The organism is Flavobacterium helocola, assembly GCF_038289885.1.
Classification (GTDB): Bacteria; Bacteroidota; Bacteroidia; order Flavobacteriales; family Flavobacteriaceae; genus Flavobacterium; species Flavobacterium cheniae.
On the sequence record NZ_JBBYHT010000006.1, the window covers coordinates 1 to 23984 of the forward strand.

General features: G+C 32.2%; 33 protein-coding genes. 25 read left to right on the plus strand and 8 right to left on the minus strand.

Features of this window, described 5'->3' with window-relative positions:
• The 17 genes from AAEO58_RS11685 to AAEO58_RS11765 all read left to right on the plus strand — a co-directional run.
• Positions 1-291, plus strand: a 291-nt coding sequence (locus AAEO58_RS11685) for a hypothetical protein (protein WP_341683563.1), incomplete at its 5' end; no start/stop codon positions are given.
• Positions 292-560: 269 nt separating this feature from the next.
• Positions 561-1118, plus strand: a complete 558-nt coding sequence (locus AAEO58_RS11690; RefSeq protein ID WP_341683564.1) for a hypothetical protein — start codon at positions 561-563, stop codon at positions 1116-1118.
• A 276-nt stretch (positions 1119-1394) separates the two neighbouring features.
• On the plus strand, positions 1395-1643 hold the full coding sequence (locus tag AAEO58_RS11695; protein ID WP_166077957.1) for a type II toxin-antitoxin system ParD family antitoxin: 249 nt from the start codon (positions 1395-1397) through the stop codon (positions 1641-1643).
• Complete coding sequence (locus AAEO58_RS11700) at positions 1636-1935, plus strand: type II toxin-antitoxin system RelE/ParE family toxin (RefSeq protein WP_341683565.1); 300 nt, start codon at positions 1636-1638, stop codon at positions 1933-1935. Before AAEO58_RS11695 ends, AAEO58_RS11700 begins: the two co-directional genes overlap by 8 nt.
• A 237-nt stretch (positions 1936-2172) precedes the next feature.
• Entirely contained in the window at positions 2173-2547 is a 375-nt protein-coding gene (locus AAEO58_RS11705) for an ArsR/SmtB family transcription factor (protein WP_073178575.1), read from the plus strand.
• The gene (gene merTP, locus AAEO58_RS11710) at positions 2544-3143 is read left to right on the plus strand and encodes a mercuric transport protein MerTP (RefSeq protein ID WP_341683566.1); all 600 of its coding nucleotides are present in this window, start codon (positions 2544-2546) and stop codon (positions 3141-3143) included. Before AAEO58_RS11705 ends, merTP begins: the two co-directional genes overlap by 4 nt.
• 1 nt (position 3144) lies before the next feature.
• Positions 3145-3351, plus strand: coding sequence for a GDCCVxC domain-containing (seleno)protein (locus tag AAEO58_RS11715; RefSeq protein ID WP_341683568.1), 207 nt, complete (start codon positions 3145-3147; stop codon positions 3349-3351).
• 182 nt (positions 3352-3533) lie between these two features.
• Positions 3534-4295, plus strand: a complete 762-nt coding sequence (locus AAEO58_RS11720; RefSeq protein WP_341683570.1) for a hypothetical protein — start codon at positions 3534-3536, stop codon at positions 4293-4295.
• A 217-nt stretch (positions 4296-4512) separates the two neighbouring features.
• Complete coding sequence (locus tag AAEO58_RS11725; RefSeq protein ID WP_133606406.1) at positions 4513-4761, plus strand: type II toxin-antitoxin system ParD family antitoxin; 249 nt, start codon at positions 4513-4515, stop codon at positions 4759-4761.
• On the plus strand, positions 4758-5057 hold the full coding sequence (locus tag AAEO58_RS11730; protein WP_133606404.1) for a type II toxin-antitoxin system RelE/ParE family toxin: 300 nt from the start codon (positions 4758-4760) through the stop codon (positions 5055-5057). The genes AAEO58_RS11725 and AAEO58_RS11730 overlap by 4 nt, the downstream gene beginning before the upstream one ends.
• Positions 5058-5243: 186 nt before the next feature.
• Positions 5244-5816, plus strand: a complete 573-nt coding sequence (locus AAEO58_RS11735; RefSeq protein WP_341683572.1) for a Crp/Fnr family transcriptional regulator — start codon at positions 5244-5246, stop codon at positions 5814-5816.
• Between the two features lie 74 nt (positions 5817-5890).
• Positions 5891-6658, plus strand: coding sequence for an MBL fold metallo-hydrolase (locus tag AAEO58_RS11740; RefSeq protein ID WP_341683573.1), 768 nt, complete (start codon positions 5891-5893; stop codon positions 6656-6658).
• Between the two features lie 170 nt (positions 6659-6828).
• The gene (locus AAEO58_RS11745; protein WP_341683574.1) at positions 6829-7404 is read left to right on the plus strand and encodes a Crp/Fnr family transcriptional regulator; all 576 of its coding nucleotides are present in this window, start codon (positions 6829-6831) and stop codon (positions 7402-7404) included.
• 76 nt (positions 7405-7480) lie between these two features.
• Positions 7481-8089, plus strand: a complete 609-nt coding sequence (locus AAEO58_RS11750; RefSeq protein ID WP_288112509.1) for a short chain dehydrogenase — start codon at positions 7481-7483, stop codon at positions 8087-8089.
• A 77-nt stretch (positions 8090-8166) separates the two neighbouring features.
• Complete coding sequence (locus AAEO58_RS11755) at positions 8167-8955, plus strand: PhzF family phenazine biosynthesis protein (RefSeq protein ID WP_341683575.1); 789 nt, start codon at positions 8167-8169, stop codon at positions 8953-8955.
• Positions 8956-9010: 55 nt separating this feature from the next.
• Positions 9011-9583 carry a DUF1349 domain-containing protein gene (locus AAEO58_RS11760; protein ID WP_341683576.1) on the plus strand — a complete coding sequence of 191 codons (573 nt, stop codon included), beginning with the start codon at positions 9011-9013 and terminating at the stop codon, positions 9581-9583.
• A 71-nt stretch (positions 9584-9654) separates the two neighbouring features.
• The gene (locus AAEO58_RS11765; RefSeq protein ID WP_341683577.1) at positions 9655-10176 is read left to right on the plus strand and encodes a GNAT family N-acetyltransferase; all 522 of its coding nucleotides are present in this window, start codon (positions 9655-9657) and stop codon (positions 10174-10176) included.
• A 329-nt stretch (positions 10177-10505) separates the two neighbouring features.
• Here the strand turns inward: AAEO58_RS11765 and AAEO58_RS11770 are convergent, their stop codons facing one another.
• Positions 10506-11198, minus strand: a complete 693-nt coding sequence (locus AAEO58_RS11770) for an SIMPL domain-containing protein (protein ID WP_341683578.1) — start codon at positions 11196-11198, stop codon at positions 10506-10508.
• Positions 11199-11264: 66 nt separating this feature from the next.
• The gene (locus AAEO58_RS11775) at positions 11265-11891 is read right to left on the minus strand and encodes a rhomboid family intramembrane serine protease (protein ID WP_341683579.1); all 627 of its coding nucleotides are present in this window, start codon (positions 11889-11891) and stop codon (positions 11265-11267) included.
• Positions 11892-11973: 82 nt separating this feature from the next.
• Between AAEO58_RS11775 and AAEO58_RS11780 the strand changes: the two genes are divergently transcribed.
• Complete coding sequence (locus AAEO58_RS11780; protein ID WP_341683580.1) at positions 11974-12858, plus strand: lysophospholipid acyltransferase family protein; 885 nt, start codon at positions 11974-11976, stop codon at positions 12856-12858.
• Positions 12859-12984: 126 nt separating this feature from the next.
• On the opposite strand, the gene AAEO58_RS11785 is transcribed toward AAEO58_RS11780, so the two are convergent.
• Genes AAEO58_RS11785 through AAEO58_RS11795 form a run of 3 tightly spaced genes read right to left on the minus strand, consistent with a single transcriptional unit; the run spans position 12985 to position 15752 of the window.
• Positions 12985-14472, minus strand: coding sequence for an aminotransferase class V-fold PLP-dependent enzyme (locus AAEO58_RS11785; protein WP_423972065.1), 1488 nt, complete (start codon positions 14470-14472; stop codon positions 12985-12987).
• Positions 14473-14487: 15 nt separating this feature from the next.
• The gene (locus tag AAEO58_RS11790) at positions 14488-14982 is read right to left on the minus strand and encodes a hydrolase (RefSeq protein WP_133606392.1); all 495 of its coding nucleotides are present in this window, start codon (positions 14980-14982) and stop codon (positions 14488-14490) included.
• Positions 14983-14987: 5 nt separating this feature from the next.
• Positions 14988-15752, minus strand: coding sequence for an MBL fold metallo-hydrolase (locus AAEO58_RS11795; RefSeq protein WP_341683583.1), 765 nt, complete (start codon positions 15750-15752; stop codon positions 14988-14990).
• A gap of 115 nt (positions 15753-15867) precedes the next feature.
• Here AAEO58_RS11795 and AAEO58_RS11800 point away from each other — a divergent pair, with 115 nt between their 5' ends.
• Together AAEO58_RS11800 and rlmH are read left to right on the plus strand one after the other, a co-directional pair.
• Positions 15868-17337 (plus strand): TonB-dependent receptor, encoded by a 1470-nt coding sequence (locus AAEO58_RS11800; RefSeq protein ID WP_341683686.1) that lies wholly within the window; start codon positions 15868-15870, stop codon positions 17335-17337.
• A 127-nt stretch (positions 17338-17464) separates the two neighbouring features.
• Positions 17465-17938 carry a 23S rRNA (pseudouridine(1915)-N(3))-methyltransferase RlmH gene (rlmH, locus tag AAEO58_RS11805; protein WP_290820141.1) on the plus strand — a complete coding sequence of 158 codons (474 nt, stop codon included), beginning with the start codon at positions 17465-17467 and terminating at the stop codon, positions 17936-17938.
• 34 nt (positions 17939-17972) lie between these two features.
• Here the strand turns inward: rlmH and AAEO58_RS11810 are convergent, their stop codons facing one another.
• The 3 genes from AAEO58_RS11810 to folP are packed head-to-tail and all read right to left on the minus strand — an operon-like array spanning position 17973 to position 20050.
• Positions 17973-18461 (minus strand): hypothetical protein, encoded by a 489-nt coding sequence (locus tag AAEO58_RS11810; RefSeq protein WP_341683584.1) that lies wholly within the window; start codon positions 18459-18461, stop codon positions 17973-17975.
• 26 nt (positions 18462-18487) lie between these two features.
• Positions 18488-19225, minus strand: coding sequence for a hypothetical protein (locus AAEO58_RS11815; RefSeq protein WP_341683585.1), 738 nt, complete (start codon positions 19223-19225; stop codon positions 18488-18490).
• A gap of 3 nt (positions 19226-19228) precedes the next feature.
• Positions 19229-20050 (minus strand): dihydropteroate synthase, encoded by an 822-nt coding sequence (folP, locus tag AAEO58_RS11820; RefSeq protein ID WP_341683586.1) that lies wholly within the window; start codon positions 20048-20050, stop codon positions 19229-19231.
• Between the two features lie 133 nt (positions 20051-20183).
• On the opposite strand from folP, the gene AAEO58_RS11825 reads away from it, so the two are divergent.
• The 5 genes from AAEO58_RS11825 to tpiA all read left to right on the plus strand — a co-directional run bounded on the left by AAEO58_RS11825 (position 20184) and on the right by tpiA (position 23743).
• Positions 20184-20723 (plus strand): DUF1599 domain-containing protein, encoded by a 540-nt coding sequence (locus AAEO58_RS11825; protein WP_341683588.1) that lies wholly within the window; start codon positions 20184-20186, stop codon positions 20721-20723.
• Positions 20724-20843: 120 nt separating this feature from the next.
• Entirely contained in the window at positions 20844-21197 is a 354-nt protein-coding gene (locus AAEO58_RS11830) for a four helix bundle protein (RefSeq protein WP_262318438.1), read from the plus strand.
• Between the two features lie 74 nt (positions 21198-21271).
• The gene (locus AAEO58_RS11835; RefSeq protein WP_341683590.1) at positions 21272-22345 is read left to right on the plus strand and encodes a MauE/DoxX family redox-associated membrane protein; all 1074 of its coding nucleotides are present in this window, start codon (positions 21272-21274) and stop codon (positions 22343-22345) included.
• Between the two features lie 148 nt (positions 22346-22493).
• Entirely contained in the window at positions 22494-22994 is a 501-nt protein-coding gene (locus tag AAEO58_RS11840; protein WP_423972064.1) for a TlpA family protein disulfide reductase, read from the plus strand.
• A complete protein-coding gene (gene tpiA, locus AAEO58_RS11845; protein WP_341683592.1) occupies positions 22994-23743 on the plus strand; it encodes a triose-phosphate isomerase in 750 nt (249 codons plus the stop codon). Before AAEO58_RS11840 ends, tpiA begins: the two co-directional genes overlap by 1 nt.
• The last annotated feature ends 241 nt before the right edge of the window (positions 23744-23984 follow it).

Sequence of the window (23984 nt, forward strand, 5' to 3'; positions counted from 1 at the left end):
TTTGCTTCAATGGCTACTTCCGGATTTTCCTACGGAAAATCCGCTACTGAATGGAATGTTTTGTTATATTTGTATTGGCTTGGTGTTGGTTCAACGCCACTGAAAGCAAGCCTCATAACGTTGTGTGCAACATATTTTCCGAACTTACGCCGAAAGCTTCTCTCCTATTTTTTCCGAAAGAAATTTATTGAAATTGTTACCGAAAAAATTTTGCGTGATAGTCGAAAACCGAACCGAACTTTGTCGATAAACTTTGTGCTGAAATTACGTTTTCGGGAAAATCCGTTGTGAAATTAAAACCTGAAACCAAACTTTGCGTGAAAATATACTTTGTGTGACAATCCGAACTTTGCCGATAAACTTTGCGTTGAGTTTTTTAAGTTCAGAAAATATTATGCAGCACACAACAGCGGTTTAAAAATATGGCTGGTTTCGGGAATTTTTGAAATGGCGCAGTTGTTTAATTTAAAGTTTTGGCTATATTTGTGAAGGCTTGGTGGTGCATTTTCGCCACATTTTTAAGCCGCAAAACGTTATGCCTCAGTTTAGAAAATCGAAATATGAAAATTAAAGAAGAAACATTATATAAATATTTAGAAATTATTTTATTAGAATCTGAAATAACAGAGCCTAATAGCTCTGTGAATATTTTGCACGAAAAATATTTAAATCCAATCACAGAAGAAGAAAGGGATGAATATTTTAGCATTACTGAAGGCATTGTTTCATTAGGTGTAAAACTTGGATATTTTGAATACTTATCAAAAGAAAAAGACTGGTATGATTTGACCGAAAAAGGGATTTTAGCTAAATCAAAAGGCGGACATTTCAAATATATAGATTTCATTGAAAAAAGTGAATTAGAAAAAATTAAACCGACAATTGTGGCCGAAAATTATATTGGCGGAAATAATCACGGAACTCAATCATCAAATAACTTTTCTAATAGTCCGATAACAAATAATACAATTGCAAATCCAAATAATGACCGAAAAGCAAATTCTATAATGTTAAAATTTTGGAAGCTTATTTCGGAAAACAAACTTATATCAAGCTTGTTATTGGTTATAATTTTATGGGCAATCAAAGAGATATTTGACATAAATTTAAAAGGTTAAAATTGCTCCCGACTTAAACGGTGCGGAAGCGAAACCGAAAAATGAATATTGGAATAAATAAAAAACCGAAGGCATAACAGCTGTTTTGAGCTAGCTGGAGTTTAGTGGAATTATCGTTTCGCATCAAGTTTTCGTTAAGCCGAAAATTGAGCGGTTACGAACTTCCAGCCATCTCAAAGCAGCAAAACGTTAACTGTAATTTTTTGTCCGAGAAAAAAACAACTTTTTCTTTGATTATTACCAAATTTTGGTAACTTTGTTAAAAATGAAAAAATTATGGGACGAAATACATCAGTATCGCTTGGAAACTATTTTGAAAACTTTGTCGATAGTAGAGTTTCAGAAGGTAGATTTAAAAACGCGAGCGAAGTTATTCGAGCTGGATTGAGATTGCTAGAAGAAGAGGAAAGCAAAATTGTTGCTCTTAAAAAAGCCATCAATGAAGGAATTGAAAGCGGAATCGCAAATGACTTTGATCCAAAAAAACATCTTGAATCGTTAAAAGCCAAAAAAAGAAATGGCTAAATACAAATTAACAAATAAAGCAATAGAAGATCTATCGAAGATTTGGGATTATACATACGAAGTTTGGTCTGAAAACCAAGCTGACAAATACTATTTTGAACTTATTGGAGATTGTCAAGTATTGGCTGAAAATCAAAACTTAGCGAAAAATTATATAGAAATTAGCGATGATATTTATGGTTATAAATCTGGACAACATATAATTTTCTTTAGAATAATGAACGAAAACGAAATTGAGATTACTAGATTTCTACATTCTAGAATGGATTTGAAAAACAGAATTCAAGAATAAAACTACAGTTAACAGCGGTTTGCTAAAATGGCGACTTTTTATTTTAAATCTAGTTCACTTTTCGCAAGAAATTGTATATTTGAGAGAAAATAAATAGTTCCGAAGTCGCCACTTCAGCAAGCCGCGGAACGTTAGTGGCAAGGCTATGACGACACAACCCGACAGACAAATTGAGTTCTTTTTGATATTTCATATTTTAGTAGTTGCTTAAATAAGCAAATTGACTATCTTTGCATTATGGACAACATTTCTTGCATACGACAACAGGCGGACATTAAACAAATAAACCGTTGCAAAGACCGAGTTTCAGAACTGAACGGTTCGTTTGACTATTTATCGAACGGACTTGAATTGGCGGGTAACAACGTAAGACTGAAAATCCTGTTCCTACTTTACGAAGAGAAACAACTTTGCGTTTGCGACTTGAGTGACATTCTCGGAATGACCATTTCGGCAATTTCACAACATCTCAGAAAACTCAAAGACAGAAAACTCATTGAAACGGAAAGGCAAGCACAAACCATTTTCTACTCATTGACAAAAGAGTATGAAAAAATGCTCAAACCGTTTTTCAAAATACTTCACGAAAATAAAATTTTGGAAACAATATGAAAACAGACAAAAAATTAATCGGTGCAGGACTTTTAACAGCAATCGCAGCATCACTTTGTTGCATCACACCAGTATTGGCTCTTATTGGTGGGACAAGCGGACTTGCTTCTACTTTTTCGTGGCTCGAACCTTTCCGACCGTATTTCATTGGTTTGACAATTTTGGTTCTTGGTTTTTCTTGGTATCAAAAGTTAAAACCCAAAAAGCAAATTGACTGCAATTGCGAATCGGAAGAAAAACCAAAATTTATTCAATCGAAAATGTTTTTAGGAATAGTAACAGCATTTGCAATAGTAATGCTCGCCTTTCCTTATTATGCTCACATTTTTTATCCAAAGACAGAAAAACAAGTCATTGTGGTTGACAAATCAAATGTTCAGACAGTTGAGTTTACCATTAGCGGTATGACTTGTGCAAGTTGTGAAGAACACGTAAACCACGAAGTGAATAAACTTTCGGGTATTATCAAATCAACCGCTTCATTCGAAAATGAAAACGCAATTGTAGAATTTGATAACTCAAAAACGAACATTGCCGAAATTGAAAAAGCAATCAACGGAACAGGATATTCAGTAACAGACAAAAAAGAGAAATAAAATGGAAATCATATTACAATCAACAATCACTTGCCCAAACTGTGGGCACAAAAAGGAAGAAACTATGCCGACAGACGCTTGCCAATATTTTTACGAATGTGAAAATTGCAAGACCGTTTTAAAACCACAGCAAGGCGACTGTTGCGTTTATTGCAGTTATGGAAGTGTAAAATGTCCGCCAATTCAACAAGACAAGAAATGTTGCTGACAAAAGATAAATAAGCCCAGCCACTAACAGCGGTTTTGCGTAATGGCGGGTTCAGTGCTTCGTATGACAGTTCTGTGGTAGGTTCAAGTGCAGTTCTTCGATTAAACTTTTGTGCTAAAAATCCGCCACTACGCAAAGCCGAAAAACGTTATGTGACGCCTTATGAAAACAAAACCTATAAAATGAAGCAACTTATTTTCATAATTTTGACTTTGACATTTTTGTCTTGTGAAAACAAAACTCAAAATACAATTTCAACAACTTCAAAACTTAACGACACTCTAAAAGTCGAAGAAAATGAAAACATCCAAAATTCAAATTCAATTAATAAAGTTGCAATTGACTATAAAATAAATAAAGACTTACTTGACATTATTTTACTCTTGCCTGATAGTGCTTTTCCAAGTTGGGAATGGAAATTAAATGACAGAATTAAATGGTATAACGAAATTAAAGAGAATAATTTTTATATTGACGACAATCCTGATTATTTTAATCAAAAATATTTTGAACCCAACAAAGCAGGGTTTACAATTGTCGATGGATTTTGGTCAATAAACATTTATAAAACAGCTGAAAATTCACACATAGTTATTACAGATGATGTTGTAGGAGACGGAAATTCTTTAAACTTTTTCGAAGTTAAATCCAATAAGATAAAAAAATATTTAGATGAGAAAACAATGTTTTCAGATATCATAGAGCAATTAAAGAAAAAAGAAAATACTGAAAATTGCGTTGAAAAATTTGAAGAAATGAATGACCCGATATTCGAGTTTGACTTCAGTAATAAGAAAAAAATTGAAATTGAGAGTTCTTGGTATTTAACAAAAGAAAATTATGAAAGTTGTTTAATTGGAAACTCAATAATTTACAATTTCGACCCAGAAACTAAGAAATTTGAAATAGAAAAAATATATTGGAAAGATAAGAAAAACGAATAAAGGCGTTACATAACAGCCATTTGGCAAGATTGCGAATTTTGTAGTAAATTCACGTTTATTTCTCGCAAGAAATTTTATCTTTGATAGGAAATAATCCGTTCCGAAGTTCGCAACCTCGCCAAGCGCCCGAACGTTAGCAGTAACCATAAAAAAAAATCTCCGTAAAATTTGACATTATACCAAAACTTGGTATATTTGTTTTTTGAATTTATTTGTCATGGCAAAAAACACATCAATACTATTAGGAGATTATTTTGATGATTTTATTAATCAGCAATTAAGAAGTGGTCGGTTTTCTTCAGCAAGTGAAGTTGTAAGAACTGCATTAAGAATGTTTGAGCAAGAAGAATCAAAAAAAGCTGAACTTATCAAAGAACTTAAAAAAGGAGAAAAATCTGGATTTGTAAAAGATTTTAACAGAGATACTTTTTTAAAGGATTTACATAACAAACATTTGAGTAAATGATTTACAAAATAAGTAAAGAAGCATCAAATGATCTTGAAAAAATTTGGCTTTATACAATTGAAACTTGGTCTGCAGAACAAGCTGACAGGTATTTGAATTTGATTTTTGATGAAATAGAATATCTATGTCAAAAACCAAATTCTGGTTCTGATTTTAGCCATGTCAGAAAAGATTATTTACGTTCTCAGGTCAAATCCCATTTTATTTTCTACAAAATCAACGAAAAACAAAGTGAGTTAGAGATTATCCGAATTCTCCATCAACAAATGGATATAGAAAATCGGCTAAACGAATAAAAGCCAGCAGTTAACAGCGGTTTGCTTCAATGGCTACTTCCGGATTTTCCTACGGAAAATCCGCTACTGAATGGAATGTTTTGTTATATTTGTAATGGCTTGGTGTTGGTTCAACGCCACTGAGAGCAAGCCGCGGAACGTTGGTGGCAATTTTGCCGAACCGCAGAAACAACTATAAAAATAATAATGACAGAAACAGACAAATTATCTTTATTTTTTAGCAATGAATTTCCTTTTAATAAAGAAGGTTTAGAAGAATTTGTAAATACTTTTGTTATTAAATCATACAAAAAAGGGGAAATCATTTTAGAAAATGGAACTATTGAAAATGAACTCCGTTTTTTAGACCAAGGCATTATTAGGGAATATTATGCAACTAACGACAGGGAAAAAAATATTAATTTTTATACTAGTTCAGGTTTTATAACCGACTTTTCTTCGTTTACTCATTCCACAGTAACAAGAAAGTATCAAGAATGTTTGACCGATGTAGATTTGAGAATTTTATCCAAAGAAAAATTCTTGACTTTTACTAACCAATACAAATGTGGCAAACTATTTATTGAAACTATTTTCCAAAGAATAGTTGTTAAAAAGGAAAGTGAAGAGTTTAACCATTTTGTAAATACTGCTGAAGAATTGTATCTCGATATTATGAAGACAAAACCTGACTGGTTACTGCAAATTCCACAATATCATATTGCTTCTTATTTGGGAATTACACCTGAAACATTGAGTAGAATTAGAAAAAGAATTTAATTTCTTGATTTCAATCAATGGAATCTATTTTAGTATGGAGCAACTTTGTACTTTCAATTTAAAACTATTAAATAATGAAAATACATCATTTGCGAAATGCCACTATGGTAATAGAAACTGGAAATAAAGTCATTCTTGTTGATCCAATGCTTGGAAAAAAAGGAACTGCTGGACCCACTTTTACATTGTTCCGTTTTAAAACACAACGAAATCCAATTGTAGATTTACCAAGCAATGCAATGAATATCGTGGAAAAAACTACACATTGTTTAATAACTCATCTACATCCCGACCATTTAGATAAGGAAGCAGAGGATTTTCTTCGCCTTAAACAAATTCCTGTTATTTGTAGTGTTAAGGACGAAAGTACATTAAGAAAAAAAGGATTATACGTTTCCCAAACCGTTGAATATTGGAAAGAAAGCATTTTTTTAGGTGGAAAAATTCAAGGAATTCCAGCCGTTCACGGTTACGGATTTGTTGCCAAACCAATGGGAAATGTTATGGGATTTTACATAGAATTGCCTAATGAAAAATCGATGTATTTAAGCGCAGACACCATTTATACCGAAGATGTGCATAAAGTTTTGACACAATTAAAACCTGAAATAGCTGTGGTCGCTTGTGGAACGGCTCAATTAGATATTTTTCAACCTTTGTTAATGCGAATGGATGACATTTTAAAATTCGTAAAAAACGCACCAAATCAAGTAATCGCAAATCATCTAGAAGCTGTAAATCATTGCCCGACGACACGACAACAATTAAAAGTAGAAGTTTCAAAAATTGGACTTTCTAACAAGGTTTTTATTCCAAATGATGGAGAAAGTAAAGTCTTTTAATAAACTAAGTACAAATGATTTTATAGAAAAACAGCCAGTAAATCAATGTCATATTTTTTATATCATCAATGATTTGAAAGGGATTTAAAATTCTACACTTGTAATTGCTAACTTTGCAAAGCAGCAAAATATAAATACGAATTATAGAATTAAAGCTTAAAACAAGTACTATGTTTAAGAAAAATCAACTGTTGGAATACTTAAAACAATACAATTTATTTACAGACAGTGAAATAAATGAATTTATAAGTTTAGCGACTATTTCTACAATAAAAAAAGGAGATTTTTTCATTAAACAAGATGAAATCTGTACCACGCTTTCCTTCGTGAATTTTGGTATTTTTCGATCATTCTATTATTCTAATAATGACGAAGAAATAACCTATTGTTTTACCTTTCCCAATACATTATTAGTGGCTTATTCTTCATTTATTACACAGAATAAATCAGAAGAAAATTTACAAGCTTTAACCGATTCTGAAATAATTTCAATTTCAAAAAAAGAATTAGAAAACCTTGCGAAATCAAACAATAAATGGTTGAATTTTTTAAAAATAATTGCTGAAAAAGAATATGTTGAACTCGAAAAATGGATATTTAATCATCAAAAATCCAACGCCCAAAAACGATATGTAGATTTGATAAACAACTATCCACAATTTGTACAACAAATTCCACTTCACTATATAGCGTCCTATCTTGGAATTACTCAAAGACATTTAAGTAGAATAAGAGCATCAATTTAATTATTAGACAAATGTCCTACTTGAATAGTATGACAGGAGTGTAATTTTGCACTTCAAATTAAAAATAATTAAATATATGAAAACAGTAATTTTAATAGGTGCTAATGGGAAAATGGGAAAAGCAGCACTGACAGGTTTAGGAAAACACAAAGTGATTACAGCAGGTCGCTCTCAAGACGGTTGCGACTACCAAGTTGACATTACCAGTGAAGAATCTTTGAGAAAATTATTCAAGGAGGTTGGTCACTTTGATGCAGTTGTGAATACAGTTGGCGTATGTGAATATGCAACCTTCGAGGAAATGACTGAAGCGCAATGGATGACTACAGTAATGAGTAAAATGATGGGGCAAATCAATATTGTTAGAATAGGTCAGGAATACATTGCTGATAAAGGTTCCTTTACGCTTATTACAGGTATACTAAATTTAAAGCCTATTCCTTTTGCTATTGCAGATGCAACTACAAGTGGTGCCATTGATACCTTTGTAAAATGTGTAGCCTTCGAAATGCCAAGAGGTATTCGTGTAAATTCAGTAAATCCAACAGTTTTAGCAGAAGCTTGGGATGTTTATGGCGATATGATGCCAGGATTTCAACCCGTACCAAGTACATTGGTGGGTAAAGCGTTTGAACGCTCGGTTGATGGATTTATTACTGGTCAAGTGATCCTTGTGGATGCCTAATTAACTAAAATTACAGCATATAGTCTTTTCAAAAAAGAAATTGACTATATGCTGTTTATTATAAAATAAAAAGAAAAATGGAATTAAAACTTTACCAAATTGACGCATTTACAGATACCATTTTTGGTGGAAATCCTGCTTGTGTGGTGCCACTTGACAATTGGTTATCAGACGACATTTTGTTGAAAATAACTAAAGAAAATGCCGTTGCAGAAACCGCTTTTTTTGTAGATAAAGGAGAAAAAATCCATTTGCGATGGTTTACGCCAGAAATTGAAATGGATTTGTGCGGTCACGCCACACTTGCAACAGCACATTGCTTAAAGACAATTTTAGATTACAAAAAAGATGAAATTGTTTTCGAAACATTAAGTGGCGACTTAATTGTTAAAGTTGAAGATGGACTATACAAAATGGACTTCCCATCAAGAATGCCTATTGCAGTTACTTTACCCGAGACAATTTCAAAATCGTTAAATATCCAACCTAGGGAAATTTTAAAATCAAGAGACTATGTTTTGGTTTATGAAAACGAAACAGCAATTAGAAATATTAAAATTGACCGACAATTGTTTGACCAAATCAACCTTGACCCAGGCGGAATAATTGTAACAGCAATTGGAGATGACTGTGATTTCGTTTCTCGTTTTTTCACACCACAAGCATCCATCTTAGAAGATCCTGTAACAGGTTCTGCTCATTGTTCTTTGGTGCCATTTTGGTCAAAAAGACTCGATAAAAAAGTACTTTATGGGCAACAAGTTTCGGAACGAATGGGCAAACTATATTGTGAAGACAAAGGTGACCGAGTTATTATTAGCGGAACAGCAAAAACCTATTCTGTTGGGAATTTTTGGATAGAATAATAAAAATTATTGCAAAAAGATATAACCATCAAAGAAAAAAAATCAAATAAAATATATGAAAAATACTTTTAAAAACAGTTTGAATGCTTGCAAGATAAGTGATACTGACTCCGGATTTTGTCTTGTAGCAAATGCTAAAACTGATTTCATTTGCAAATACAAAGAAGCTATAATTGATGATGCTTCTTTTTTTTATACCGAAAAAACTGGTGATTTTACCATCAAAGCGGAAGTTGAAACAAAAGGAAACTTTAGCTACGACGCAGCTTTCTTGATGGTGAGAGAAACGGAAACCCGATGGATAAAATTAGCAGTTGAACTAGGCGTTGACACAATGTACAATGTGGTTTCTGTAATCACAGATAATTGGTCGGATGACGCCAATGGTGAATTACTCCCATCCAATAAATGTTGGTTGCGTATAACTCGTAAAGGTGATTTTTGGGGACTTCATTATTCAGTCAATGGTCAACAATGGCGATTTGTTCGTTGTTTTGGATTAGACCTTTCTTCCACTGTAAAAGTTGGATTTGGAATACAAGCACCTTTAGGAGATAAATGCGAAGGAAAATTGGATTTTATTACCATATCCAACGAAAGTGTTAAAAACTTTAGAGATGGTAATTAAAACAGTCACAAAGTAAACATAGGCAATCATCTATTAAATTAGTTTATTTGCCCTAATAATTCAAAATCAAAATGAACTTTCAAATACAAAATAGCAACAGTAACGACACAGACGAAATTTTTCGTTTATACAAAATCGCGACCGATTTTCAGAAGACAAGATTTACCAGCCATTGGCCAGAATTTGATAGAAAACTTATTGAAACTGAAATTTCAGAAAACAGACAATGGAAAATTGTTTCAGAAGGTAAAATTGCTTGTGTGTGGGCGACAACTTTTAATGATCCTCAAATCTGGGAGGAACGTAACGAAGATCCAGCTGTTTATATTCACCGTATAGCAACAAATCCTGATTTTCGAGGACAAAATTTAGTTGGCCAAATTGTAGAATGGGCAAAGAATTATGCCAAAGAAAATCAAAAACAATTCATAAGAATGGATACAGTTGGCGATAATTCAGGGTTAATTAATCACTACACAAGATGTGGCTTTGAGTTTTTAGGTTTATTGAAACTTAGAAACACTGAAGGACTTCCAGCACATTATGACAACGCAACAGTAAGTTTATTTCAAATTGACGTAAACCATAAATAAGAAAATAACTTCTCATTTATTTGTTTACAGTTTTATTTATTCATTCTTGACAATTAAAAATATTGAAAACAGTTTTACTACATTTCCTAATACAAAAAGACTGGAATACAAAAATAATAACTGCCATCAATTGCGGTTTGCTTCAATTACTAGTTCTAGATTACCTTTCTAAAATCCGCAACTGAGTATTATTCATGAATTTTTGTTAAATATAAATCACTATTTAACCTACACTTTAAAAAGCTGTTTATGGCTACTCGCCATTTTTAAAGTATAACAAAAAAAGCCAGAACTTACATTCTGGCTTTGTTGTTTTTTAGACTATTTTCTTATTCTAAAACAAACGAAACGGATACGTTTGAAATAATCTCAATTTCTCCAATTGCTAAGGTTTCTTGTGGCATTGCGCTTCCATCAGCCATTGCCATTGTTTTCATTTCGGCATACACTGGTCGTGGGTAATTAGTAAATGAGTTGTCTGAAATTACTAACGCCTTCCCTACTTTTTGCCCTGCTAAAACCGAAACGTAATCTTCTGCTTTTTGCTTCGCATCTAGCATCGCTTTTTTACGCGCTTGGCTTTCGTATTCTTTAATTTTATACGATTTGAATTCTACACCTTGTATCGAATTGATGCCGCTATCTACCAAATCCATCATTAACTTATCGTATTTAGACAAATCTTTCAAATGAATTGAAATGGTTTGATTGGCTACGTAATTGTATTTTTTAGTGTTATAATCGTAGTTCTTATACAAATTCACGCGTTGCGTTTGATAATCAGCCGTTGGAATACCACGTTGCTTGATTAACTTTAGTACTTTGTCTACGATTTCATCGTTTTTCTTTTTTACTTCGGCTGCGTCTTTTCCAGTGTTTTCTACAGCTATTGTAATTATAGCTTCGTCTGGTGTAACCTTAATTTTTCCTTCTCCTGAAACGCTAATTTGCGGAACTGTTTTTACTTCTTGTGCTTGTACCATACCTGCTGAGAATAATAGTATCATTACTAAATTTTTCATAATCTTAATATTTTAATTATTTATAGTTTTTCAAGTATTGTGCCAAAAAAACAAAATCTTAAAATTTTATAATTTATTCATCTTTTGTAAGAAAAATAAAACTACAATTGGAACTAATAAAGCACCAACGGTTAAAGGTTCTGTAGTAATTAATTGCGGATATTTTGTTAATGTAAAAGCATAACCTCCAATTGCTCCTCCAAAATGGGCTACGTGACCAATATTATCTCTTTTGGCTTTCATTCCGTAAATAGAGAACAACAAATAGGCAAATCCGAAGATATAGCCCGGAATTAATCCATACATACGAATATTTGGTTCTAACAGAATAGCACTAAAAATGATACCTGTAACCGCTCCAGAAGCACCAACTGCTCGGTACGAATAATCGTTTTTATGAAAGTAGAACGTAAGTAAATTTCCTGCAATTAAACTTCCCATATAAATGTACAAAAAATAAAGCGCACTTGTATTATAAATCACATAAGGAGCAAAAAAGTACAACGTAAACATATTAAAAAACAAATGCTGAAAATCGACATGTAAAAAACCAGAACTCAAGATACGTAATTGTTCACCCGATTTTATACTTCCAATATGAAATTCATATTTTCTAAAAAAAGAAGTATCGTTTATGGCTTTGTAGCTTATTAAGGCATTTATTACTATTAAACCCAATAAAATAATATTCATGAAATCTATTTTTTGTAAATTTAGGAATACTTTGTCAAATTTACTTAGAACTAAAAAAGTATATTTGTAAAAAATTTCGCGAATGCAATTATTAGTTTACATACTTATCTATCCGATATTGTGGATAATATCTATACTACCCTTTCCAGTATTTTACTTATTATCAGATTTTGTATACTTTTTAACCTATAACATTATTGGTTACCGCAAAAAGGTAGTCCGTGATAATATTAAATTGGCATTACCGCACTTATCTGATAAAGAAAGACTTACAATTGAAAAAAAGTTTTACAGCCACATGTGTGATATGTTTTTAGAAATGATTAAAACTATTTCAATATCGCAAAAGGAAATTGAAAAACGATTCACTTTTAGCAACATGGATGTGTATTATGATTTGGAGAAAAAAAATAAAAGTATTGCCTTAATGTGTGCGCATTATGCAAGTTACGAATGGGTTGTTTCCATGAATTATCACATTAACTGTAAAGGATTTGGTATTTATAAAAAATTAGCAAATCCGTATTTTGATAAATTAGTCAAACGAATCCGTTCTAAATTTAAAGCCGAATTAATTACTACGAAAGAAACGATTCCAACTATTTCAGACAATTACAATAAAAATGTTTTAAGTTTATACGGATTTGCAAGTGATCAATCGCCTAAACCTAGCTCGGCTTATCATTGGGCGCCTTTTATGGGACATATTGTTCCTGTTCATACGGGTGCCGAAATGCTAGCTAAACGTTTTGATATGAATGTGATTTTCCTAAGAACTAAAAAAATAAAAAGAGGTTATTATCAAGCAAGCTTTGAAGTACTTTCGGAAGACGTAAAATCGGTTCCTAATTATGAAATTACTGATAAATTCTTGAAGTTAGTAGAAGAACAAATCTATGAAGCTCCAGAATTTTACTTGTGGACGCATAAAAGATGGAAACATACAAAAGAAAAAGTAACTGTTTAAAAAACACCTGATTTTGTCAAACTGAACTCGTTTAACTTCGTTGAATCTTCGATTTCAGCTTCTAGTTAATTAGATGCTGAAATAAATTCAGCATGACACAGAATAATTTTTAAACAGTTTCCTAAATTATAAATTAAACCAATTGTGAACCATTTCTTTGATTTCGCCTTTGGCACTTTTATGAACGAATTCGTTGGTTTTCGGATTGTATTCGTAATCTGTTCCCCATTCTTTGTGATTAGCTGCTAAAGCTTTAATGTTCTCGCAAACAAATTCAATTTCATCTGTTGTAGTCGTTGGGTGAATTGACATACGAATCCATCCTGGTTTTTGAATTAAATCGCCTGAGGAAATTTTACAAACCAAATCATGAGAAGTTTCTTGATCTACATGTAACAAATAATGTCCGTAAGTTCCAGCACAACTGCAACCACCACGCGTTTGGATTCCGAATTTATCGTTTAGTAATTTCACTCCTAAATTGTAGTGTAAATCATCAATATAAAACGAAATAACTCCTAACCTATCTTGATGTTGATTCGCCAAAATATGTAAATTATCAACATTTCCAAGAGTTTCAAAAATGTAATCTACTAACTCGTGTTCTCTATCTAAAATATTCTGAACACCCATTTTTTCTTTCAACTGAATTGCTAAAGCGGTTTTCATTACTTGTAAAAAGCCTGGAGTTCCGCCGTCTTCTCTATCTTCGATATTGTCAATGTATTTGTGTTCACCCCAAGGGTTTGTCCAACTTACAGTTCCTCCACCTGGACAATCTGGAACGTTATTTTTGTATAAATTTTTATTGAAAATCAAAACTCCTGAAGTTCCAGGACCTCCTAAAAACTTGTGAGGAGAAAAGAAAATCGCATCCAAATAACTTTCTGCATCTTCTGGGTGCATATTAATATTCACATACGGACCCGAACAAGCGAAATCTACAAAGCAAACACCGTTGTTTTGGTGCATTAACTTTGCCACTTCATGATACGGAGTTCTAATTCCGGTAACGTTTGAACACGACGTAATTGATGCAATTTTAAAACTTCTATCTTTATATTTTTCTAGTAAATTCTTTAATTCATTAATGCATAATAATCCGTTTTCATCAGCTGGAATTACTACAACATCTGCAATGGTTTCTAACCAAGACGTTTGATTCGAATGGTGTTCCATGTGCGAAATAAAAACGATTGGTTTCAACTCGTTTGGAATAGCCGTAAACTCTTTTAAATTTTCTGGAATACGAAGTCCTAAAATACGTTGGAATTTATTCACTACACCTGTCATTCCAGTTCCATCGGTAATTAAAATATCCGAATCAGATGCGTTTACATGATGTTTGATAATGTGACGCGCTTCATGATACGCCATTGTCATTGCTGTTCCTGTAACTGAAGTTTCGGTATGCGTATTGGCTACAAAAGGACCAAAATCATTCATTAATTTCTCTTCAATTGGGCGATATAATCTTCCGCTGGCTGTCCAATCGGTGTAAATGATTTTCTTTTCCCCAAAAGGCGATTGAAAACTTTGATTGATTCCAATTATATCTTTTCTGAATTGCTCAAAATAGCATTCTAATTGGGTTTTAGTAGTTGTAGTCGACATTGCGTTGTATTTCATTTATTCTTTCGTTTGTCTTTCGTATAAAACCGTTTCTACCGTTTCAAAATCGGTTGGTTTTCCTTCTGAAACAAAGTATTTTATTAAAACTTGCCCCCATAAATCACCACATGAAAATTCGGCAATAATCCATCTGTGATTTAAAACTTTAGAGGTATTAATTAAAAATGGATTCCCATCAATTGGTTCATAAGGAACAAGCGGATTTCCATTTTTATTTGCATTCAAACTAATTAGATCTTCTTTTACTTTAATAGCAACTTTTTGATAATCTAAGTTATTAGAAAAGAAATACTCTTGTGCATCTTCATCACTTTCCAAAGCAAAATAATTCGCATTTGCTAAAGTAGCGACAGAATCTCTCGAAGTTTTTAAATTCGCTTTTACTTTTAGTACTTCTTTGTCTTTTGCGTCTAATATTTTAGTAGAATTCACATATTGAAAAACATTAAACAATAACGAGAAAATCAAAGCATACAAAATTACGTTCTTCATAAGTATTAAATATTAATTTCTAAATTATCATAAGCTACAAACACATTTTCTGGCAATTTCTTTTGAATTTCTTCATGAAAACCAAACAAATGGCTGATGTGCGTTAAATAAGTTGTTTTTGGACGCACCAAAGATATGAAATGTAAAACTTCTTCTAAATTAAAATGTGTGTTATGTGGTTCTTCTCTTAAACAATTTACTACCAATACTTCACATCCTTTTATTTTTTCGATTTCGGAAGCTTCCATTGTTTTTACATCTGTCAAATACACAAAATCTTGAATTCGGTATCCAAAAACTTGCAACGAACCATGATAAGCATTCACTGGAATAACAACTTCATTATTTACGGTAAATGGCTGGTCATTAACCACTTCATTTTCAGAAACTGAAGGCGCTCCTGGATATTTGTTTTCGGTTTGAAAAATATAATCAAATCGTCGTTCTAAATTTTTTAATACGCGTTCATGCGCATAAATAGCAATTGCACCTTGTTTAAAAAAGAACGGACGAATATCGTCTAAACCCGCAGTATGATCGGCATGTTCGTGCGTAAATAACAACCCATCAATTTTAGGACATTTCGAATTTAGCATTTGTTGTCTAAAATCGGGACCACAATCGATAACAATAGAAGCGTCTTCGGTTTCAATCCAAACCGAGACACGTAATCTGTTGTCTTTTTTATCCGTACTCAAGCAAACCGAGTGATGACTTCCAATTACTGGAATTCCTTGAGATGTTCCTGTTCCTAAAAAATAAATTTTCAAAGCCTTATCTTTTGCACAAAAATAACAATAATTATGGTAGTTTTTATAAAATGATTAACTTTGCCATTGGAGACTATTTTTTCCAAGTACCCCAAAATTTATTTTAATGAAAAGCATGGTTACAGATATTAAAGTTCGTGGAGACAGAGAGATAGAGCAAATCCCTTCCATAAAAGATAAAGCATTAAGAATCAATCTTAATGAAAACATCTATGGAACGTTTGCTGAGATTGGAGCAGGACAAGAAACGGTACGTAACTTTTTCAGAGCTGGTGCCTCGTCTGGAACGATTGCAAAAGCAATGTCGGCATACGATAAAGACTTTAGTGACGCTATTTATGGTGTAGAAGAAGATGGTCGTTATGTTACTGAAAGTCGCTTGAAAAAGATGTTGTCGCATGAAATTAATTTGGTAGAACAACGTTTAAGTAGAGATAAACATCCAAATAAATTATTCTTTAGTTATGCCAATACTGTAGCGACTATTGATTTTGCTAAACAATTTAAAGGACATGGTTGGGTTGGAATCGTTTATCAAGTAGAACCAGATGAAGATTATAATGAAATTATTCTTCACATCCGTTTTAAAGAAAATGATGCCAAATTACAGCAAGAAACACTTGGAACCTTAGGTGTTAACTTAATTTATGGTGCCTTTTACAAATACAACGATCCTAAAAAACTACTTCGCTATTTATACGACCATTTAGATAAAGACCAATTAGAAATTGATACTATTAATTTCTCTGGACCTCGTTTTGCTAATGTAGACAATCGTTTGATGAGTTTACAATTGGTTAAAAACGGCATGACTGATGCCGTAATGTTTGGTCCTGATGGGAAAAACATTCTTCCTGCTGCTGTTTTATACAAGAAAAATATCTTAGCATTAAGAGGAAGTTTTAGACCGGTTACTAAAGTAAATATGGATATGTATGAAGAATCATACAACATGTTTATTAAAGAGAATAAAGTAGATAAAGACAATACATTTGTGGTTTTTGAGATTACGCTTTCTAACTTAAAAGCAGAAGGTGAAATTGATGAACGCGATTTCCTTGACCGAGCGGAATTACTTTGCAAACTAGGGAAAAACGTAATGATTTCTAACTTCCAAGAGTATTTCAAAGTAGTTGAATATTTCTCTAACTATTCTAAAGCTCGTATGGGATTAGCTATGGGTGTAAATAACTTAATTGAAATCTTCGACGAGAAATATTACCGCCATTTATCGGGTGGAATTTTAGAAGCGTTTGGAAAATTATTCTATCGCGACTTAAAAGTGTATTTATACCCAATGAAAGATGAAAACGGAAATGTAATCACTTCAGAAAACTTGAAAGTACACCCAAGAATGAAAGAATTGTACAAATTCTTCAAATTCAATGGAAAAGTAATCGATATCAAAGATTATGATGAAAAAAATCTAGATTTTTTCTCAAGAAAAATACTTAAAATGATTTGTAAAGGTGAAACTGGTTGGGAAGACATGCTTCCAGAAGGAACTGCTGATATCATTAAGAAAGAAAAACTATTCTCTTATGCTTGTGAAGTTGACTTTAAAGAAGTAGAAAAGATTGAATAGTAAATATTAAATCTAACCTTTGTCAAACTGAACTTGTTTCAGTTTCTCTATTTAATTATAAGTTAGAGATTCTGAAACAAGTTCAGAATGACAGATGTTTCATGTTATTTTTGCAAAAACAAATCCTATGAACATCCGCCTTTTAACTATTGGGAAAACCGACAATAAATCGTTACAAACCTTGATTGATGATTACACCAAGCGTTTGTCGTTTTACGTAAAATTTGATTTGGAAATTATTCCCGATATCAAAAACGTAAAGAACTTATCGGAAGCCCAACAAAAAGAAAAAGAAGGCGAATTGATTTTGTCTAAAATCACACCAACTGACCATTTAATTTTATTAGATGAAAACGGAAAAACATTCAGCAGCGTTGGTTTCTCCGACTTTCTACAAAAGAAAATGAATGCGGGTACTAAAACCTTAGTATTCGTAATTGGCGGTCCGTATGGATTTAGTGAAACTGTTTACCAAAAAGCACAAGGTAAAGTTTCGTTATCTGAAATGACATTTTCGCACCAAATGGTACGATTATTTGTAATCGAACAAATTTATAGAGGTTTTACGATTTTAAGAAATGAACCGTATCATCATCAGTAGGGAGTTGGAGAAGGAAGTTGGGAGTTCTAAGTAGTTAATTTTGCCATGAAAAATGTTCTTCTAAGTTGGATATAACTTCTCTTATCGAAATAGTATCAACAATTCTCCAATGTGCTGTATAAGTCCCCGCTCCATCGGAAAAGAAACCATATAAAACATATTGATTTCCTTTTTTAATTATTTTAAATTGATGCTTTGATAATTCTCCACTGAAATTTGGATTAAACATTGATGAGACATCCAAAATAATCTTATTTTTTCCAATTTCTAAAACCAAATTGGTTAATTGATTTTTAGGCTTATCTACAGGAATATCTGAGCCATACCAAATAGCATTATCAATTGCACAAATATATTGAACACCAAAATCGTTTTTACAAATTTTAATTTGATGTTCCTTTTCGTTAAAAGTTTTTATTGTCCAATGTAACTTGATGTTATTTTCAAATAAAATTATACCTGAATTTTCTTGAGCATTTATTCTCAAAATTGATAAGAAAACGATAAGAAAAACATACCTCATAAAACCAATTTTCTTATTTTAACAACTTACAATTTACACCCACATTCAGGCAATTTTTTCTCATCGTACACGAACTCAAAAGAAGACAATTGAATTTCGTTATTCGTTGCTTTCCATGCCAAAATCTTATTTTGAATGTATTGGTCGTACGTTAGGCGATTATCAAAATTCAAATGCAACATTGTGATTTTTCCATCACTTGTGAAATCAGCAAATTCTTTTATGAAATCGATAAATTCTTCACGAGAAATATCATTTCCGTCAACGGTAATTTTGTTGTCTTTGTTGAAATTTACTGTGAAATTGTGGTAGTTTCTATAATGTTCGGCGTGTTTTTTAATGAAAAACTTAGAAAAGTGCTTACTGTATTTAAACTCAACATCGGTAAAAGGAAAAAACGCTAAATTCTTAGCCACACTATCCGAATACGTAAAAACGTTCATGGTTCCTGTTTTAGAATGTGAACTGCTTTTCTTTTTATCTTGTAATTCCATCACTTCAGGAATGACTAATTTCAGCGGTAAACGTTTGTCTATATTGAAAACCCAATTAGTTGAAGAAATCGAGTTCTTGCGATTCACTTCCACAATTGTGTCTAATTTTTCTTTATCATCTTTATTTTCTTCGGTTTTAAAGAACATGTAAATAGGTGAATGATCTGTCATTTCTTTCATAACCGAAACACTTTCTTGTGGCAACAACACTTCTTCGTTATTACAAGAAAACAAACCCATTAAGGCAACAATAGCAACTAATTTCTTCATTATTTATTTTAATTTACTGACTAATTTTATACATTCCACCGCTTCTTTTACATCATGCACTCGGAGAATTTTAGCTCCTTTTTGTAACGCAATCGTATTTAAAACCGAAGTTCCGTTCAAAGCTTCTTGGGGTGTTTTTTCCAACACTTTATAAATCATCGATTTTCTTGAAATTCCGGCTAATAATGGTAATTCTAGTATCGAAAACAACTCCATTTTATGCAAAACTTCGTAATTCTGTTCTAATGTTTTGGCAAAACCAAATCCAGGGTCAATGATAATATCTGAAATTCCGAAACTTCTCGCCTTTTTAATGCGCTCCGAAAAGTAAAAAATCATTTCTTTGACAATATCTTCGTAATGCGTCAAACTTTGCATCGTTTGTGGATTGCCTCGCATGTGCATCATGATGTACGGCACTTTTAAATCGGCAACGGTTTCCAACATTTTATCATCTAACAAACCTGCTGAAATATCATTCACCATTGCCACTCCATTTTCTACTGAAGCTTTAGCAACATTAGCTCTAAACGTGTCAACCGATAAAATAATCGTAGGAAATGTTTCAACCAATTCTTTAATAATGTGAACCAAACGCTTTATTTCTTCTCCTTCCGATACAAATTCGGCACTTGGCTTACTCGAATACGCACCAATGTCAATAAAATCAGCACCTTCCGACAGCATTTTATCTACTTGATGAATAATCGAATTGATTTCTTTGTGCTTACCACCATCATAAAAGGAATTGGGCGTCACATTCAAAATCCCCATTACTTTTGGAGTTGACAAATCGATTAAATTTCCGTTGCAATTAATTGTCATTTAAAGTAGTTTTTCAAATTACAGTTTACGAAATCGTTTTCTTATAAAAACATGAAATTCTTTGTTAAGAATCGGTATTCTTTGTTCTTATTTTTTTACTTTTGAAAAATTTCACACAAATATACACCAAATAATGTCGAATACTTCTCAACAATATGATAAAGTTATAGCGGTTTGTCGCGATTTATTTTCCAAAAAAGCGCACGATTACGGTACTGCATGGCGTATTTTACGTTTGCCATCCTTAACCGATCAAATTTTCATTAAAGCACAAAGAATTCGTAGTCTACAAGAAAACGAAGTGCGTAAAGTGGACGAAGGTGAAGCATCAGAATTCATTGGAATTATCAATTATTGTGCAATGGCTTTAATTCAAATGGAAAAAGGAGTTGCCAATCAACCAGATATTTCAGCTGATGAAGCGGTACAATTATATGACGAAAAAATCGCAGAAACGAAAGCCTTAATGGAAAATAAAAACCACGATTATGGCGAAGCTTGGCGCGATATGAGAATCAGTTCGTTAACCGATTTAATAATTCAAAAGTTACTTCGTGTAAAGCAAATCGAAGATAACAAAGGAAAAACTTTAGTTTCGGAAGGAATTGACGCTAATTACCAAGACATGATTAACTATTCGGTTTTTGCTTTGATTTTAATGGAAAATAAATAACAAGTCGTTAACAGCTTCCTTTTTTTGAATGTTGTATTTTAGCCATTAGAAATCCCAAAAAGCAAATAACAAAAAACAAATAAATCTAAAATTTCAATTTTTTAAATTCAAAAAATCTAAATGAGTGAAAAAAAATACGATTTAGAAGATAGAACCCTTGAATTTGCAATAGCTTGCAGAATTTACATCGGTAAATTACCCAAGTCAATTTCAAACATCGAAGATTCAAAACAATTAGTTAGAGCATCAGGTTCAATTGGAGCAAATTACATCGAAGCCAATGAATCATTGAGTAAAAAAGATTTTGTTTTTAGATTGAAAATTTCTAGAAAAGAAAGTAAAGAAGCCGTTTATTGGTTAAACATTTTAAACAGAATAAACCCTGAATTTAAATCCGAAACAGAACAACTGATAAAAGAAGGGAAAGAATTAAAATTAATATTTTCTTCTATAATTGAAAAATACAAAGTATAGTTTTTTGAATTTGAAGTTTAAAATTTGGTCCTTATTTGTAATTTATGATTTGCTATTTGTAATTTAAACATACTATGAACTCAAAAAATATATCTTGGATTTTACGCCTTATCATTTCAGCTTTATTTATACTTTCAGCTGTTGCCAAATTATATCCATCGCCTTATTTTGCAATTTCTACTTTTGAAGTAAAACAATTGTATCCATTAGGTTTTTCAGAAGGTTTTGCACCTTATTTCTCAAGAATTTTAATCGGAATTGAATTTGCACTTGGAATAGCTATTTTGCTAAAAGATTACTTGAAAAAAATCACTATTCCAGCTACAATTTTGTTGCTAGCGGTATTTACAATTCATTTAAGCTACACTACTTTTGTAAGTGGAAATGCAGGAAACTGTGGTTGTTTTGGCGATTTAATTCCAATGACTCCCGTTGAAGCCATAATTAAAAATATCATTGCTATTGGCTTATTAGTTTGGTTATTCAAATTACTACCTGCTGATGGAAAATCGAACTTTTGGTTGTTGAAATCGGTTGGATTGGGCTGTATTTTAGCGCTTTTCATGTTGGCTCCTATTCGTCCTGTTGAAAAAGTAATGGATGAACCAACTTCAGAAATTCAAGAAAATTTAGGAGTTGTAGTAGATTCTACTTCTCTATTGACCAATGAAGAACCTGCTGCTGCAATTACAAAGGATACCGTTAAAAAGGTAGCCGAAAAGAAAACCGAAGACGCTCCTAAAAAAGTAAAATCGGGTTACGAGAAGTATTTTCCTGGCATTGATACTGATAAAAAGATTCTGTGCTACTTTGTTCCGGGTTGCGACCATTGTATGGATACCGCAAAAGAATTGAATGAAATGCGTAGAAAAGATAAGAACTTCCCTCCTGTTTATGTGATTTTCATGAATGAAGAACCAGAGAAAATTCCAACCTTCTTTGAATTTGCAGGAACGAAATTCCCATATAAAATGATTGACGTGATTCCGTTTTGGACTGAATTAGGTTCAGGAAGAGATACGCCAGGAGTAAAATATCTTTGGAATGGAAACGAATTCAAATACTACGATGGCATCAATGAAAATAAATTCAATGGAGTTGAATTCAAAAAACTGATTAAAAAACCGTATTCGGAATTAAAAAAATAATTTTTAAACACATAGAAACATAGAAATTTTTAAAGCGTTGACTAATGTGATAAAATCCTAAGATTTTATTCTATAAAAACTTTTAAAAAAAAGCAATTAAACTGAAAACTATGTGTCTATGCGTTTCAAATAAATAAAAAGTGAAATTATGATAAAGAAAATGTTCGTTTTAGCAACCATGCTAATTAGCACTTTAGGATGTGCTCAAAAAGAAGAAACTACATTCAAAAAAGAAGGTTTGGAAAATGTAATGGTTACAAAAGAGAACCAACCAATTACGTTTGCTGAAATTCTAAAAAAATACGAAGGAAAAACAATTGTAATTGATGTTTGGGCTTCTTGGTGTTCGGATTGTATTAAAGGAATGCCAAAAGTAAAAGCTTTACAAGAAAAATATCCTGACGCTACTTACCTATTCATTTCTATGGATAAAACGTATGAAGCTTGGTTAAAAGGAATTGAAAAATACGAAGTAAAAGGCGAACATTACTTGACTTCAGACGGAATGAAAGGTGTTTTTGGAAAATCAATCAACTTAGATTGGATTCCAAGATATATGGTAGTGGACAAAACAGGTAAAATTGCGCTTTACAAAGTAATTGAAGCCGATGATGAAAAATTAATCAAAACCTTAGAATCATTAAAATAATGAGAAAAAATATCGTTGCCGGAAACTGGAAAATGCATAAAAACCAACAGGAAACTATTGCATTAATCGAAGAAATTATCGCTAAAAAACCAAATACTTCAACTGAAATTATTGTAGCACCTACGTTTGTAAACTTAGCCAAAGCTGTTGAAATTACGAATGGAAAAGGAATTACTGTAACAGCACAAAACATGCACCAAGCTGAAGGTGGCGCTTTTACAGGTGAAATTGCAGCTGGAATGTTGACTGATATCGGTGTAAATACAGTAATTTTAGGACACAGCGAAAGACGTGCGTATTTTCATGAAACCGATGCTTTGTTAGCTAGTAAAGTCGATACGGCTTTAAAACATGAAATGCGAGTTATTTTTTGTTTTGGTGAAGAGTTAAAAGACCGCCAAAATGATAATCATTTTAATGTAGTAGAATACCAATTACGTGATGGTTTGTTCCATTTAGAAAAGAAAGATTGGGCAAATATTGTATTGGCTTACGAACCGGTTTGGGCGATTGGAACAGGTGAAACCGCTTCTCCAGAACAAGCACAAGAAATGCATAAATTTATTAGAACTTTAGTAGAAAAAGTGTACGGATTTGATATTGCAGACAACCTAACCATTTTATACGGAGGAAGTGTAAAACCAGACAATGCCAAAGAAATCTTCTCAAAACCTGATGTAGATGGCGGTTTAATTGGTGGTGCCGCTTTAAAAGCAGATGACTTTTTAGCTATTGTGAATGGTTTTTAATTTTTTTGGAACGCAGATAACACAGATTTAACGGATTTTCACAGATTTTTAAAATGCCTTTAATTTCTTAAATCTGTTTTTTTAAATAGCATTAATAAGCTCCGATACTTCTCGGAGTTTTTTATTACATTTGATTGAAACAATACTCGAATTCGAGAATATTATAAAACGAAAAGGAGTTTTAGAGAGATTAAAATAAAAAAACGGAAACAACCTTGAAGTTATTTCCGTTTTTAATTTA

What these genes read in the sequence shown, in the direction of transcription:
- AAEO58_RS11690 (WP_341683564.1), top strand. Translation starts at nt 561, where the DNA reads ATGAAAATTAAAGAAGAAACATTATATAAATATTTAGAAATTATTTTA.
- AAEO58_RS11695 (WP_166077957.1), top strand. Translation starts at nt 1,395, where the DNA reads ATGGGACGAAATACATCAGTATCGCTTGGAAACTATTTTGAAAACTTT.
- AAEO58_RS11700 (WP_341683565.1), top strand. Translation starts at nt 1,636, where the DNA reads ATGGCTAAATACAAATTAACAAATAAAGCAATAGAAGATCTATCGAAG.
- AAEO58_RS11705 (WP_073178575.1), top strand. Translation starts at nt 2,173, where the DNA reads ATGGACAACATTTCTTGCATACGACAACAGGCGGACATTAAACAAATA.
- merTP (WP_341683566.1), top strand. Translation starts at nt 2,544, where the DNA reads ATGAAAACAGACAAAAAATTAATCGGTGCAGGACTTTTAACAGCAATC.
- AAEO58_RS11715 (WP_341683568.1), top strand. Translation starts at nt 3,145, where the DNA reads ATGGAAATCATATTACAATCAACAATCACTTGCCCAAACTGTGGGCAC.
- AAEO58_RS11720 (WP_341683570.1), top strand. Translation starts at nt 3,534, where the DNA reads ATGAAGCAACTTATTTTCATAATTTTGACTTTGACATTTTTGTCTTGT.
- AAEO58_RS11725 (WP_133606406.1), top strand. Translation starts at nt 4,513, where the DNA reads ATGGCAAAAAACACATCAATACTATTAGGAGATTATTTTGATGATTTT.
- AAEO58_RS11730 (WP_133606404.1), top strand. Translation starts at nt 4,758, where the DNA reads ATGATTTACAAAATAAGTAAAGAAGCATCAAATGATCTTGAAAAAATT.
- AAEO58_RS11735 (WP_341683572.1), top strand. Translation starts at nt 5,244, where the DNA reads ATGACAGAAACAGACAAATTATCTTTATTTTTTAGCAATGAATTTCCT.
- AAEO58_RS11740 (WP_341683573.1), top strand. Translation starts at nt 5,891, where the DNA reads ATGAAAATACATCATTTGCGAAATGCCACTATGGTAATAGAAACTGGA.
- AAEO58_RS11745 (WP_341683574.1), top strand. Translation starts at nt 6,829, where the DNA reads ATGTTTAAGAAAAATCAACTGTTGGAATACTTAAAACAATACAATTTA.
- AAEO58_RS11750 (WP_288112509.1), top strand. Translation starts at nt 7,481, where the DNA reads ATGAAAACAGTAATTTTAATAGGTGCTAATGGGAAAATGGGAAAAGCA.
- AAEO58_RS11755 (WP_341683575.1), top strand. Translation starts at nt 8,167, where the DNA reads ATGGAATTAAAACTTTACCAAATTGACGCATTTACAGATACCATTTTT.
- AAEO58_RS11760 (WP_341683576.1), top strand. Translation starts at nt 9,011, where the DNA reads ATGAAAAATACTTTTAAAAACAGTTTGAATGCTTGCAAGATAAGTGAT.
- AAEO58_RS11765 (WP_341683577.1), top strand. Translation starts at nt 9,655, where the DNA reads ATGAACTTTCAAATACAAAATAGCAACAGTAACGACACAGACGAAATT.
- AAEO58_RS11770 (WP_341683578.1), bottom strand. Translation starts at nt 11,198, where the DNA reads ATGAAAAATTTAGTAATGATACTATTATTCTCAGCAGGTATGGTACAA.
- AAEO58_RS11775 (WP_341683579.1), bottom strand. Translation starts at nt 11,891, where the DNA reads ATGAATATTATTTTATTGGGTTTAATAGTAATAAATGCCTTAATAAGC.
- AAEO58_RS11780 (WP_341683580.1), top strand. Translation starts at nt 11,974, where the DNA reads ATGCAATTATTAGTTTACATACTTATCTATCCGATATTGTGGATAATA.
- AAEO58_RS11785 (WP_423972065.1), bottom strand. Translation starts at nt 14,472, where the DNA reads ATGTCGACTACAACTACTAAAACCCAATTAGAATGCTATTTTGAGCAA.
- AAEO58_RS11790 (WP_133606392.1), bottom strand. Translation starts at nt 14,982, where the DNA reads ATGAAGAACGTAATTTTGTATGCTTTGATTTTCTCGTTATTGTTTAAT.
- AAEO58_RS11800 (WP_341683686.1), top strand. Translation starts at nt 15,868, where the DNA reads ATGGTTACAGATATTAAAGTTCGTGGAGACAGAGAGATAGAGCAAATC.
- rlmH (WP_290820141.1), top strand. Translation starts at nt 17,465, where the DNA reads ATGAACATCCGCCTTTTAACTATTGGGAAAACCGACAATAAATCGTTA.
- AAEO58_RS11810 (WP_341683584.1), bottom strand. Translation starts at nt 18,461, where the DNA reads ATGAGGTATGTTTTTCTTATCGTTTTCTTATCAATTTTGAGAATAAAT.
- AAEO58_RS11815 (WP_341683585.1), bottom strand. Translation starts at nt 19,225, where the DNA reads ATGAAGAAATTAGTTGCTATTGTTGCCTTAATGGGTTTGTTTTCTTGT.
- folP (WP_341683586.1), bottom strand. Translation starts at nt 20,050, where the DNA reads ATGACAATTAATTGCAACGGAAATTTAATCGATTTGTCAACTCCAAAA.
- AAEO58_RS11825 (WP_341683588.1), top strand. Translation starts at nt 20,184, where the DNA reads ATGTCGAATACTTCTCAACAATATGATAAAGTTATAGCGGTTTGTCGC.
- AAEO58_RS11830 (WP_262318438.1), top strand. Translation starts at nt 20,844, where the DNA reads ATGAGTGAAAAAAAATACGATTTAGAAGATAGAACCCTTGAATTTGCA.
- AAEO58_RS11835 (WP_341683590.1), top strand. Translation starts at nt 21,272, where the DNA reads ATGAACTCAAAAAATATATCTTGGATTTTACGCCTTATCATTTCAGCT.
- AAEO58_RS11840 (WP_423972064.1), top strand. Translation starts at nt 22,494, where the DNA reads ATGATAAAGAAAATGTTCGTTTTAGCAACCATGCTAATTAGCACTTTA.
- tpiA (WP_341683592.1), top strand. Translation starts at nt 22,994, where the DNA reads ATGAGAAAAAATATCGTTGCCGGAAACTGGAAAATGCATAAAAACCAA.